Below are 12067 nucleotides of genomic sequence, written 5' to 3'. Positions count from 1 at the left end.
ATCCCCCGTCCGTGCAGCGCGTTCTCATCATCCAGCTCGCCCGCTTCGGCGACCTCGTCCAGTGCAAGAGGCTGTACCTCACCCTGGCCGCCCGCGCGGAGGTCCACATTCTGGTGGACCGATCGCTGGCGGAACTGGCACGGCTCATCTATCCCAAAGCTTGTATCCAGGCAATACGCGCCCACGGCACGAACGCCGGAGGAGGCGGCCCGGGCTTCACAGCCATGGAAAATCTGCCCGTTTTGCGCGAGTTGTCCCAACTGGATTTCAGCGAGGTTTACAACCTCAATTATTCCGGGCTCAATTTCTCCCTGGCCAGGATGTTCCCCGAAAAGAGGGTGCGCGGGTACCGCAACCGTTCCGGACAGCGCGACAAGGACCGGCTGTTGGAATTGGCATTTCGCTGGACCCGCCGCCGGGGACCTTCGGCGGTCAATCTCATCGATCTCTGGGCGCATCTGGCCAAGGAGCCGGTCGCGCCCGAATCGGTCAACCCGCGCGCGGAACCCGGTGGCGGCGGCGTTGGGGTGGTGTTGGCCGGGCGCAACCAACGGCGCTCCCTCCCACCGGAAATTCTGGCCCGATCCTCGGCGGCGTTGTGGCAGGCCAGAGGCAGGGGGGAACTCTTCCTGTTGGGAACGGCCTCCGAAGCGCGCGCCGGGACTGAATTGCGATCCCTTTTGCCACCGAACGTCAGGGAAAAATGCCATAACATGGCCGGACGGACCGACTGGGCCGGGCTTTTTGACATCCTGAGCGGGCTGGACGCCTTGCTCACCCCGGACACAGGGACCATGCACCTGGCCGCGCATCTCGGCGTGCCTGTTGAGGCCGTTTTCCTGTCATCGGCCTGGGCATGGGAAACCGGTCCGTACGGAACTGGACACCGGGTCTGGCAGGCTGGGACCGAATGCGCTCCATGCCTTGAAAACGCCCCTTGTCACGAAGGGGTGCGTTGTCTTGAACCCTTCGCTTCCCATGACTTCCTCAAGGCGCTCAGCGGGCGTTCCCAGGAGGTGCGGGGGGTGTCGATTCTGGCCAGCAGCCTGGACCGGTTGGGCGCGGACTACGAGCCCATGGCCGGTGAAGCCCTTTGGGCCAAGGAACGTGCCGCTTTCCGGAGATTTCTTTCTTTTCACCTGGGAGTGGCCCCGACTCCGGCTCCGGAGGTGGCTCAGCGGTTCTACATGGAACGGGACTGGATGGCTCTGCCGCCCCAATTCAGCGAGGAGCGCCTGTGAGACGGTTGCGTATTTTACTTATCCTGCCCCTGTACGGCGGCTCCCTGCCTGTGGGCCGATTCTGCCGCGATGCCCTGTCGCGCATTGGGCATGTGGTGGAAACCTTCGAGGGGCCGGATTTCCACCCAACCTACGAGGCCCTGCGCAACCTCAAGGTGGGCGAACAGCGAGCGGAGCACTTGCAGAACTCCTACCTGCAACAGGTCGTTTCCCAGGCCGTGCTGGCCAAAGTGGAGTCCTTCGCTCCCGACCTGGTGCTGGCCATGGCCCAGGCCCCGCTTTCCCGCCAAGCCCTCAAGCGGCTGCGCCGCGACCGTGTGGCCACGGCCATGTGGTTCGTGGAGGATTTCCGCCTTTTCACCTACTGGCAGGCTTACGCCCCGTTTTACGACGTATTCGCGGTCATCCAGAAGGAACCGTTTTTCTCGGAGCTTCGCAAAGTCGGCCAGGAAAACGTGGTCTACCTGCCTCTGGCCGCCGATCCCGAATTCCATTGTCCCATGGAGTTGTCGCCGCCCGAGCGCCGTAAATGGGGCGGTGATGTGACGTTCATGGGAGCGGGATACCCTAATCGCAGAGCCGCCTTTCGCCGTCTTCTGGGGCACGATCTGCGCATTTTCGGAACCGAGTGGGATGGGGATCCGGTTCTGGAGAAGGCGGTGCAGCTCGGGGGCAGACGCGTATCCTCCGAAGAATGCGTGAAGATTTTCAACGCCTCGGCCATCAACCTCAATCTCCATTCATCCATCAAGGCGGACCGCTTGGTTTCCGGCGGGGATTTCGTCAATCCGCGCACATTTGAGCTGGCTTCCTGCGGGGCTTTTCAGCTTGTGGACCAGAGAAGCCTCCTGGATGAAGCCTTCGCTGCTGACGAAGTGGCGAGGTTCGGTGATTTCGACGAGCTTCGGAAAAAAATCGATTATTACCTGCGTCATGAGGACGAACGCCGGGCAATGGCCCAACGCGCCCGGGAACGGGTACTGACCGAACACTCCTACGAACACCGCATGGCCGACTTGCTGTCGTTCTGCGAGCGTGTTCTGCCCGGCTGGCCGGCTCTATCCACTGACCACGCCGCCCGGGACGAACTGCCGGATGAACTGGCCGGGGAGCTTGCCGGTCTGCTGGACAGCCTTGGCCTTTCCCGGAGTGTCTCCTTCGCCGACTTGGTCTGGGCCGTGCGTAATCGCCAGGGCGAATTATCCCCCCTGGACACGGCCATCCTCTTTTTGGACGAATGGCGGAAGCAGTACGGCCTGGATTGACTCGCGGAGATGGACCATGCGGCTGCTCACCCGTTCCGACTTCGACGGACTGGTCTGCGCGGTTTTGCTCAAGGAAGCGGGGATCATGGACGAGTGGCGTTTCGTCCATCCCAAGGACGTGCAGGACGGAAGCGTTGAGGTCACGGCCAACGATATCCTGGCCAACGTGCCCTACGCGCCGGGGTGCGGCATGTGGTTCGACCACCACTCCAGCGAACGGGAGCGATTGCGCCGCGATCTCCAATTCGTCGGAGCCAGCCGCGACGAGCCGAGCTGCGCCCGGGTCATCTGGGATTACTACGGCGGTCATGAGACGTTCCCCCACCGTTTCGAGGATATGATGTATTGGGTGGATCGCTGCGATTCGGGCGATCTCGCCCGGGAGCACATCGCATCGCCCACCGGCTGGGTGCTGCTCAACTTCATCACCGACCCGCGCACCGGACTGGGTCGTTTTCACGACTACCGCGTCTCCAACTACGATCTCATGATGTCCCTGGTGGACTGGTGCCGGTCTATGGATATCGGGGAAATCCTGGCCCAGCCCGACGTGGCAGAGAGGACGAAACGCTACTTCAGCCAGGAGAAGCGCCACCAGGCAATGCTGCTCGAGAACAGCCGCCGCGAAGGCAACCTCGTCATCACGGACCTGCGGGACGTGGAGACCATCTATTCCGGCAATCGCTTCGCTGTCTACGCCTTGTTCCCCGAGTGCACGGTGTCCATGCAGGCCATGTGGGGCAGGGGGAGGCAAAATGTCGTTTTCACCGCCGGGCACAGCATAATCGCTCCGGGGTGCGGAGCGGACATCGGGCGGATAATGCAGGGCTTCGGAGGGGGAGGACACCGGCAGGTGGGAACCTGCCAGGTGGCGGCGGAAGAGGCTGAACGGGTGAAAGGAGAGTTGATCAGAGAACTGAGCGGCTGCGCCTGATCCAGCGAATCAGGACTTGCGATCCTTGTCTTTTGCGGGACGTTCCCCACCACGACGTTCGCGTTTTTTGCGAATGGCGTTGTACCAGGCGTTGATTTTTGGCTCCAAGCCTTGTTCCTTGGGCTGGTAGAAAGTCCTGCCGGTCAGTTCCTGGGGCAAGTACTCCTGGTCCACCCATCCTTCGGGATAGGCGTGGGGATACTTGTAGCCCCGGCCGTATCCCCAGTCCTTCTGCAGCTTGGTGGACGCGTTGCGCAAATGCAGTGGGACCGGTCTGGGGCCTTCCGAGCGAATCTGCTGCTGCACCAGCCTGTAGGCGGCATACGTCGAATTGCTCTTGGGCGCTAGGGCGAGGTAGACCACTGTCTCGGCCAAGGGGATGAACCCTTCGGGCATGCCCACGAATTCCACGGCTTGCTGGCAGCTGACCGCCATGGGTAATGCGTTGGGGTCGGCCAGTCCCACGTCCTCCGAGGCGGAAAGAATAAGGCGGCGGGTGATGAAGCGGGGATCTTCGCCCGATTCCAGCATACAGCCCAGGTAGTAGAGGGCGGCGTCCGGATCGGAGCCGCGGATGGATTTGATCATGGCCGAGGCCAGTTCGTAATGGCTGTCGCCGCCACGATCCCCGCGTACCACCATCTCCGGCAGGGTGGTTTCCAGAGCCTTGGCTCCGCGCTTTTCCTCCGGCAACCGGGCCACGTACTCCACCAGGTTGAGAAGTGTCCGGGCGTCTCCGCCGGACATGGCCGCCAAGTAGGCGAGCGAGTCGCCGGGAAGCTCCATCCCCAACTCGTCCGCGCCCCGGGCGGCGACTTCCCGTAGTTCATCCTGATCCAGCGCGCGGAGTTTGAGCACGTGCAACCGGGACAGCAACTGCCGGGTCACGGAAAACGAAGGGTTTTCCGTGGTTGTGGCAATCAGCGTCAGTTCCCCGGTTTCAAGCAAGGGAAGGAAGAAGTCCTGCTGCGCTTTGGAATAACGGTGCAATTCGTCCAGGATGAGCACCCCGACGCCTTTGATCTCCTTGCGCAGGGCGGACAGTCCGGTCTCGGGCGCTGAAAGGCGCTTGAACGGCTTGCCGGTCTTGCGGGCCAGAAGTAGTGCCAGGGTGGACTTTCCAGACCCCGGCGGGCCGAAGAAGAGCAGGGATGGAAGGTCTTTGGCCGTGGAAAGGGCCTGGATGCGGTCGCGCAAATGACGCTGCCCGATGAACTCTTCGAGGCTGGCCGGGCGAATGCGTTCGGGAAGAGGCGCGTTGCGTTCCAGTTCGATTTTCATCCCTGGTCCTTTTGCAGCTCTCGGGTGTCCGCCGCAGGGGCGGCGGTCATGGTCGTTTCCAGCTTGGCGCAGGCCATGTGCCCCATTCCCAGAGCCAGGATCGCGGCAGTCTCGAAACGCAGGACGCTCGGTCCAAGGCTGACGGGCAGTAGCCCAGAGTCCATGAAGGTCTGCGCCTCCTCTTGATCCAGTCCGCCCTCGGGACCCACCACCAGAAGAAGGCTTCCGGGCTGGGGAAGGGGATCAAACAGGTCTTTTTGTTTGGCTTCTTCCCACAACACAAAGCTCTGATCGGCTTCGCCAGCCAATCCAGCGGCCTCGGCGGAGCCTCCGGAGAGTGTCTCGATTCGGGGGAGCCACGGATTGCCGCATTGTTTGGCCGCAGCCACGGCCTTGTCCAGCCACGTGGCCTTGGGACCGGGAGGAACTGGTCCCTGGCTGCGCCGTCCCTGCCAGAAAACCACCCGGTCCGCGCGTAATTCCACCGCCTTTTCCAGCAGCCATCCGCGGCGCGAGGATTTGGTCCAGCCGCAGGCCAGGGTGGTGCGCAGCGGCGGCCGGGGGACGGTCTCCACTCCGATGAGGTCGAGGGAAACCTCGTTTTTACTCACCTTGGAAACTGAAAAACGGCCTTGGCGGCCATGGCCGTCGAACAGTTCGACCACGTCGCCCGGCCCGAGGCGCAGCGCCTTGGTCAGGTGCCGCGCCTCGGAATCCGGCAGGACATATGGATCCCGCCAGTGCTCGGGCGGAAGATGGAAACGCGGCGGCATTACCCCGTCTTGGTTCTGGCCGTGCCCTCCTTGTAGAAGGGCAGTTCGGTGCGCTTGGCGTCAAGTTCTGTGCGGGCCGTGGCCACCGCGAAGGCGGCGTTGTCAGCCTGGGAGGCCTCCACGTAGGCCAGGGCGATGGCGTGGCCCAGGCTGGGGGAAAACGCGCCGGAAGTGACGTGCCCCACAGGCGCTCCGCTGGCTTTACGGACCTCATCACCGGTCCTGGCGCTGCGCCGCCCCTCGATAGTCAGAGGGACCAGTTTTTCCTTGACCGTATCCAACCCCTTCTTGCCAATGAAGTCGGCCTCCTTGTTCATGAGGAATCCGAACCCGGCCTCGATGGGTGTGTGCTCTTCGTCAATGTCCTGGCCGTACAGGGGATATCCCAACTCCAGGCGGAGTGTGTCCCGAGCTCCGAGCCCGGCCGGCTTAACAAAATCCACAGCGGCCAACCGCTCCCAAAGTGCCGGGGCCAGATTCCAGGGGAGGTACAACTCGTAGCCCAGTTCCCCTGTATAGCCGGTGCGGGAGACAAGCATGGAAGATCCCTCGAACTCCGCCTTGGTGAAGTTGAAATACTTCAGGAATCCCCAGGAACCACCCAGGCCGGCCTCAAGGGCTTCAAGTGCGCGGGGGCCCTGCAAGTCGATCTTGGCGGTTTCGCCGGAAACGTTCTTTAACTGCACCCCTTCGGGCAGGTGTCTGGAAATCCAGGTGTAATCGATGTCTTCCCGGGCCCCGTTGACCACCAGCATAAACTCCTGGTCCTCCAGGCGGTAGAGGATGAGGTCGTCGATGACGCCGCCTCGTTCGTTGAGCATGAAGCCGTATCGGCACTTGCCCACGCCCAGGGTGGAGAGATTCTGGGTGACGACGTTGTCCAGGGCGTCCAGGCTACCGGAACCGGAAACCAGGAACTCACCCATATGGCTGATGTCGAACAGGGAGGCCTGGGAGCGGGTATGGTTGTGCTCCTTGATTATGCCTTCATACTGCACGGGCATTTCCCAGCCCGCGAAATCGACCATCCTGGCACCGTTTTCAGTGTGCCAGGTGGCCAGCGGAGTGCGTTTCAAGGCGGCCATTCGTGCTCCTTTGGTTAACAGGCAAGTGGGAAGTATGGGCCAAATGCTGCCCGGGGGCAATGGAACTCAGAGGGGGGCTGAAATCGGCAACACGCCACTACGTTCCTGGCGCGTTTTGCGGATTGAGGAGAACTCGTCCAGAAGCGCCACCAGTCGGCCATATTGTCTACGGACCTTGCGGCCGTAATCGCTGAGATCGTCAACAGGGGGCTTGACGTAGCGGCGGATGACGTAGCTGTCCGCCAAAGCCTGTTCTCCGATGTCCAGGACATTCTTCACCAATTCATCGAAGTAGTTGACGATCTCGAATTTCAGGTCGCCCAGAATCTCGTTCATTAGGGAGAATTGGTCAAGGTACCCGATTTTCCGTCCTTTGTAGCGCCGCTCAAGGAGGTCCTCCAGAACCTTCACCTTGCGGGCCTGCTGGATGTAGCTGTAGCGCCGCCAGACATCCTGGTAGAGGTCGCGCAGGGTGTTGAAGGATTCGAAATTCTCCGGGGAGAGGAGATAGGAATCCAAAACCTTAATAACCTTGGCGTAGAACTCGTCCGAATACCCGATAATGCGGCGCTGGTGCTTGGAAAGCCACGTATAGAGGAACTTCAGCCTTTTTTCCGCGGTTTCCGTGTTGTGCACCACCTCCTGCCGCTTGAACGTCACCGAGCCGGAGTACTCCCCGCGCACAATGTCCGTAAGTCGCAGGATCATGTTGTAGGTGTCCTTGAGAATGTTGATGTCCTGACGCACCTCGCCCGTGACCGGATGAATGATCTCCTGCCGCAACACGGAGAGGGCGCGGTCCTGGCGTACGTTCTTGGGGTTGAATTTGTGCTGCCGGTAGACCGCCCGCAGAAGGACGGCCCGGTTTTTTTCGTCAACAAAGAAGCCGCCTTCGGAGAGCTGCTCAATGGCTTCTTTTTGGTCTTCTTCAACGCGCACCAGGGCGATCTTCTCCGCCCGGGGGTAGCTCTTGGCGTCCGGGTGGGAATAGAGCGTGGTGATGGTCCGATCCGACTGGCCCTGCACCCGCACGAGAAAACGTTCTCCCATGCGGAACAGGCGGCGGGAGAACAGGGCGGCCGCGGTGCGCCGTTCGGAAACGATGGAGAAGCCGTACAACTCCATGAGGAATTGGTAGACAAACAACCGGTTGCGCTCGTACCGGCAGTTGTCGCCCGGGGAAAATTTGCCCAAACGCAGGCCGAAGCGCTTGATTTCGGCGTCCAGGTCGGCTGGCAGCGACCCGTAGATGCCTGAGAGGTAGAATTCCCCGTTGGGATCGGTGGAAAGCACGTGGGCGCGGTCCATCTCCAGAAGAAAGTCCAGCATGGCTGGATAATTTTCCAAGTAGGAGATGTCGCGGCCGCTGAAGCGCTCCAGAAAGGGCTCCTGCAGTTTTTTGGGCAGGCGGGAACGTATGGTGGCCAGGTTGTGATCGGCCACGGTGTTTTCCAGCGGGCAACTGTCGCTGGCTCCGCCCTGGGTGTCGTCCATGATGTTGTGGAGACGGTCGAACTGGAAGATCTCCTCGAAGGAATTTATGGGGCGTTCGAAGGCCACCAGCAGGTAGCCCGGAAGCTCCTTGTACTCGAATAGCTCTGGCTCGAAGGAAGGCAGGAGCGACCTGGGATCGACCAGTGGGTAGTCTTCGGTCTCGAAATACGGCTTGAGCAGGCAGTGCCTGATGTGGATACGATCGAGAAATGTTTTTAGGCGGCCAATGGTGGTGATATTGCGGACGGTGGAGAGTTCTGTGGGCGACGTCCACTTGAGGCCGGGTATTTCCGTGAATGCGTTTTCCCAGGAAAAGGGCATGTCCACTCTGCGCAAATTAGGATAAAGTACATTTTTTTACATCGAACGGTGCGGAATGTCAAAGACGTTGGCCGCAAAACCCCCGTGAGAGCCGACTTTTCCGGGGATTCGTTGACACCTCCTTCGCCTTTTTTCTATCCATGTGATACGTTGCTTCGGCGCGACGGCGGCATAGCCGCGCGGACCGAGCGACACCATGGACGCGAACCCGCCGCCCCTGGGACGGCCTCAAGATATCATGCCTGTTCAGGATACCTGCCAGCACCTGCTTGGCATCATTTGCAATGTTTTCGACGCCCACTCGGCGGTCCTCTTTCTCCCGGAGGGAAAAGAGGAGTTCGGACTGCAGGCCTTCTTCAGCCTTTCCGACCGCGTGCGCTGCGGCGCCCGCATTGCCCCGGGGCAGGGATTGGCCGGCTGGATTATTCGCAATCGAAAACCGCTTCTCATCAACAACTTCGATCAGAAACGCGGCGTGCTCGGCTATTACGAGCCTGGCGAAGAAGCCAGCATCAGGGCCTTCATGGGTTGCCCGCTGGATAACGGGGAGGGCGCCTTGTGCCTGGACAGCAAGCGCACCTATTCCTTCAGCGACAAGGACCAGAAGATCCTCCACCAGTTCGCCCAGCTCATCTCCGGCTTCAACCGCGACATCTGCCGCATGCAATCGGATTTTGAGCAGCACAGGTACTACCGGGCCCTGGAAACCATTTTCGCCCTTCGCGAGAAGCATCTTCGCTGGTCCTCCTTCCTGGAGTCCCTGCTAGGTATTCTCGCGGAGACAACAGGCATGGGGTGCTGCTTTCTGGCGGTTCGAGACGATACGGGCAGCGGCTACTTCCTGGAGGGGGCCACCTGCGACCCGTTCCAGGGCAACGTGGAGCGCAACGCCTTTTCCATGAATTCTGGAACAATCGGCTGGGTATTCAAGCACAATTCCCCTGTATTCGCAGGCGGCAGGGAAAAAGCGTCCAAGACCGCGTTATTCGGTAAGGAGGTCGCCACCGCGCCGTTTAACAGTCTCACCTGCCTGCCTCTGCTGGTGCACAAAAAAACCCGCGGGGTGCTGGTGCTGGCGGACGAGCGGCCGCGCTGCGTTGACGACGGCCTGAGGACCTTTTTGGAAATGGCGGCTTCGAATGTTTCGCTTTTCCTTGAAAACCTGTATCTTAAAAATCGTTTGACCTCCGGTTGAGCTTGGGCATACTACCTAATCCCAATATGAGCGTTTTCCGTTCACCCTTTTCCCTCCACCCCTCCTGAGCAAGCGAGCGAATCTGCATGTTCAACCGTCTGTTCGGCTTTCTCGGCAAGAATCTGGCCATGGACCTCGGCACGGCCAACACCCTGCTGTTCACCGGCAAGGACGGTATCGTGCTCAACGAGCCCAGCGTAGTGGCCCTGGACAACCGCGAGGGCAAGATTATCGCCGTGGGCAAGGAAGCCAAGGAGTATATGGGCCGCACTCCCGAGCGCATCCGCGCCGTGCGTCCCCTCAAGGACGGCGTCATCGCCGACTTCGAGGTGACGAAGGCCATGATCTCCTTCTTCATTCGCAAGGTCATCCACGGGCTGAACATCATAAAGCCCAAGATCGTGATTTGCGTGCCCACTGGAATCACCCAGGTGGAGAAGCGGGCGGTCATCGAGTCCGCCCAACAGGCGGGCGCGCGCGAGGTGAAACTGGTGGAGGAGCCGATGGCCGCGGCCATCGGCGCGGGACTGCCCATCGAGGAGCCCATCGGCAACATGGTGGTGGACATAGGCGGCGGCACAACCGAGGTGGCGGTCATCTCGCTCTCGGCCATCGCCTATGCCGAGTCCGTCCGTGTAGCGGGCGACGAGCTCAACGAATCCATCCAGCGCTATCTCCAGGACCAGTTTCAACTTCTCATCGGCGAAAACATGGCCGAAAAAATCAAGATGGCCATAGGCTCCGCTTATCCCTTGGACGAGCAACTGACCATGGAGGTTCCGGGCAAGAACGTGGTCAACGGTACGCCCACATCAGTGACCATCAAAGACGGGCAGATCCGCGAGGCCATCCACGAGCCAGTGACCACCATCGTCCGGGCTACCCGGACCGCCTTGGAGAAAACCCCGGCCGAACTGGTGGGCGACATTGCCCGCAACGGCCTGTTGCTTGCTGGCGGCGGGGCGCTGCTCAAGGGACTGGACAAGCTCATCGCCAAAGAGACCCAGTTGCACGTGGTCATCGACGAGGACCCCTTGACCACCGTCGTGCGCGGAACGGGGCGCACCATGTCCAGCGAGGATAAGTTCAAGGGCGTCTTCATCAACTAGTTTCCTATGGTCGATTCCGCCGCCATTCTCCTTGGCATGATCGACCTGGCCGAAGGGGCCGGGGAGATCATACGCCACGACTGGGACCGGACCAAAGACGTGCGCCACAAGGGCCGCATCGATTTGGTTACGGAAACCGACGTGCGGGTGGAGGAGTATCTCAAGAAAGGGTTGGCCGGGCTGCTGCCAGAGGCTGACTTTCTTGCCGAGGAGACCGCCCCGGATGCCGACGCCTCGAAGCTGACCTGGGTTATCGACCCGGTGGATGGCACGACCAACTTCGCCCACGGCTTTCCGTTCGTGGCCACCTCCATCGCCCTGTGGCGAGAGGGGAGGGTGGAGCTCGGCGTTATCCACGCACCCATGCTTGGCGAGATATTCTCCGCGTCCCGAGGTGGTGGGGCGTTCCTCAACGGCCGCCCCATCGGCGTTACGGATAATCAGACTCTGCAGGAGAGCGTGGTGGCCACCGGTTTTCCTTATGCGATCGAAGAATACGTGGACCAAATCACGGCTCATCTCCGGCGGCTGCTCGTCATCGTCCAGGGAGTGCGTCGTCCCGGCTCCGCGGCCATAGACTTGGCCTATCTCGCGGCCGGAAGGTACGACGGCTTCTACGAATACGCCCTCAACCCATGGGATACGGCCGCTGGATGGCTGCTGGTGGAAGAGGCAGGCGGGCGCGTTTCAACTTTCCGGGAGGAGACACCGTACGCTTTCGGCAGTAAGGAAATCCTGGCCACCAACGGGCGAATACACAGGGAATTGAGCGAATTGCTCCTCCTGGACGCCTAAGCCTCGGCGGCCTTCCCGAAAATGAGCCCCTTTTCCCAGAAATGGACCAACCCAGGTGTGAGCAACTCCCTGAATTGCTCCACCAGGCAGCTTAATTCGCTGTCGTCGAAGAAGTAGCCGTCCAGGACTTCATCGGGATTTGGCGTAAGAACGGTGGAGACCACGCCGGCGGAGAACAGGGTCACGAATTCGTAACCCGTTTCCGGTCCGGCCTCGACCTCGCCCACTCGCCTGAGGGAGGAAACGCTGATGCCGAGTTCTTCGTACAATTCACGCACGGCGGCGTCGTGCAGCGACTCCTCGGAGCGCACATGTCCGGTGGCGGAAATGTCCCATCTGCCCGGGTAGCGATCCTTGCCCAGGGAACGTTTCTGCAGGAATACCTTGCCCCGTGAATTGTAGACAAGGACGAGCACCGAACGGTGGTAAAGCGTCTGCCGGTGCGCCTCGCGCAGGGACAGAACAGCCAGGGGGGCGTTGTTCTCGTCCACAACGTCGATGAATTCATCGTCAGGGGATAGTGGCCCGGAGGCGGCGTCTGGAGGTTCGTCTCGCATGCGAATGGACCTGACGA

Annotated in this window: 11 protein-coding genes; 6 read left to right on the top strand and 5 right to left on the bottom strand. The window is 60.9% G+C overall.

Annotated features, from left to right (window positions below; translation table 11 throughout):
- Window positions 1–11: 11 nt before the first annotated feature.
- Genes N911_RS0105660 through N911_RS0105650 form a run of 3 tightly spaced genes read left to right on the top strand, consistent with a single transcriptional unit; the run spans window position 12 to window position 3440 of the window.
- Window positions 12–1241 carry a glycosyltransferase family 9 protein gene (locus tag N911_RS0105660; RefSeq protein ID WP_029895192.1) on the top strand — a complete coding sequence of 410 codons (1230 nt, stop codon included), beginning with the start codon at window positions 12–14 and terminating at the stop codon, window positions 1239–1241.
- A complete protein-coding gene (locus tag N911_RS0105655; protein WP_029895191.1) occupies window positions 1238–2506 on the top strand; it encodes a CgeB family protein in 1269 nt (422 codons plus the stop codon). Before N911_RS0105660 ends, N911_RS0105655 begins: the two co-directional genes overlap by 4 nt.
- Window positions 2507–2522: 16 nt before the next feature.
- Window positions 2523–3440 carry an exopolyphosphatase gene (locus tag N911_RS0105650; protein ID WP_029895189.1) on the top strand — a complete coding sequence of 306 codons (918 nt, stop codon included), beginning with the start codon at window positions 2523–2525 and terminating at the stop codon, window positions 3438–3440.
- A 9-nt stretch (window positions 3441–3449) separates the two neighbouring features.
- On the opposite strand, the gene N911_RS0105645 is transcribed toward N911_RS0105650, so the two are convergent.
- From N911_RS0105645 to N911_RS0105630, 4 genes are all read right to left on the bottom strand, one after another.
- Window positions 3450–4721: a replication-associated recombination protein A gene (locus tag N911_RS0105645; RefSeq protein ID WP_035104388.1), complete on the bottom strand. Its 1272-nt coding sequence runs from the start codon at window positions 4719–4721 to the stop codon at window positions 3450–3452.
- Window positions 4718–5494, bottom strand: coding sequence for an RsmE family RNA methyltransferase (locus tag N911_RS0105640; protein WP_051693943.1), 777 nt, complete (start codon window positions 5492–5494; stop codon window positions 4718–4720). Before N911_RS0105640 ends, N911_RS0105645 begins: the two co-directional genes overlap by 4 nt.
- Window positions 5494–6579 (bottom strand): glycine cleavage system aminomethyltransferase GcvT, encoded by a 1086-nt coding sequence (gene gcvT / locus N911_RS0105635; protein WP_029895183.1) that lies wholly within the window; start codon window positions 6577–6579, stop codon window positions 5494–5496. Before gcvT ends, N911_RS0105640 begins: the two co-directional genes overlap by 1 nt.
- A 66-nt stretch (window positions 6580–6645) precedes the next feature.
- Window positions 6646–8394, bottom strand: coding sequence for a hypothetical protein (locus tag N911_RS0105630; RefSeq protein WP_029895182.1), 1749 nt, complete (start codon window positions 8392–8394; stop codon window positions 6646–6648).
- A 238-nt stretch (window positions 8395–8632) separates the two neighbouring features.
- Here N911_RS0105630 and N911_RS0105625 point away from each other — a divergent pair, with 238 nt between their 5' ends.
- The 3 genes from N911_RS0105625 to N911_RS0105615 all read left to right on the top strand — a co-directional run bounded on the left by N911_RS0105625 (window position 8633) and on the right by N911_RS0105615 (window position 11493).
- Complete coding sequence (locus tag N911_RS0105625; protein WP_029895181.1) at window positions 8633–9589, top strand: GAF domain-containing protein; 957 nt, start codon at window positions 8633–8635, stop codon at window positions 9587–9589.
- Window positions 9590–9675: 86 nt separating this feature from the next.
- Window positions 9676–10698: a rod shape-determining protein gene (mreB, locus tag N911_RS0105620; protein ID WP_029895178.1), complete on the top strand. Its 1023-nt coding sequence runs from the start codon at window positions 9676–9678 to the stop codon at window positions 10696–10698.
- 6 nt (window positions 10699–10704) lie between these two features.
- The gene (locus N911_RS0105615) at window positions 10705–11493 is read left to right on the top strand and encodes an inositol monophosphatase family protein (protein ID WP_029895176.1); all 789 of its coding nucleotides are present in this window, start codon (window positions 10705–10707) and stop codon (window positions 11491–11493) included.
- On the opposite strand, the gene N911_RS0105610 is transcribed toward N911_RS0105615, so the two are convergent.
- A complete protein-coding gene (locus tag N911_RS0105610; RefSeq protein ID WP_029895174.1) occupies window positions 11490–12050 on the bottom strand; it encodes an NUDIX hydrolase in 561 nt (186 codons plus the stop codon). The genes N911_RS0105615 and N911_RS0105610 overlap by 4 nt on opposite strands.
- Between the last annotated feature and the right edge of the window lie 17 nt (window positions 12051–12067).

Origin of the sequence: Desulfohalovibrio reitneri, from assembly GCF_000711295.1 — a bacterium.
Lineage (GTDB): Bacteria > Desulfobacterota > Desulfovibrionia > Desulfovibrionales > Desulfovibrionaceae > Desulfohalovibrio > Desulfohalovibrio reitneri.
The sequence above is the reverse complement of the archived record's forward strand: the minus strand, read 5'-3'. Positions and strand labels throughout refer to the sequence as shown.

Coding starts and splice junctions, on each gene's coding strand:
- gcvT (WP_029895183.1), bottom strand. CDS start 6,579: ATGGCCGCCTTGAAACGCACTCCGCTGGCCACCTGGCACACTGAAAAC.
- N911_RS0105610 (WP_029895174.1), bottom strand. CDS start 12,050: ATGCGAGACGAACCTCCAGACGCCGCCTCCGGGCCACTATCCCCTGAC.
- N911_RS0105625 (WP_029895181.1), top strand. CDS start 8,633: ATGCCTGTTCAGGATACCTGCCAGCACCTGCTTGGCATCATTTGCAAT.
- N911_RS0105645 (WP_035104388.1), bottom strand. CDS start 4,721: ATGAAAATCGAACTGGAACGCAACGCGCCTCTTCCCGAACGCATTCGC.
- N911_RS0105615 (WP_029895176.1), top strand. CDS start 10,705: ATGGTCGATTCCGCCGCCATTCTCCTTGGCATGATCGACCTGGCCGAA.
- N911_RS0105630 (WP_029895182.1), bottom strand. CDS start 8,394: ATGCCCTTTTCCTGGGAAAACGCATTCACGGAAATACCCGGCCTCAAG.
- mreB (WP_029895178.1), top strand. CDS start 9,676: ATGTTCAACCGTCTGTTCGGCTTTCTCGGCAAGAATCTGGCCATGGAC.
- N911_RS0105650 (WP_029895189.1), top strand. CDS start 2,523: ATGCGGCTGCTCACCCGTTCCGACTTCGACGGACTGGTCTGCGCGGTT.
- N911_RS0105640 (WP_051693943.1), bottom strand. CDS start 5,494: ATGCCGCCGCGTTTCCATCTTCCGCCCGAGCACTGGCGGGATCCATAT.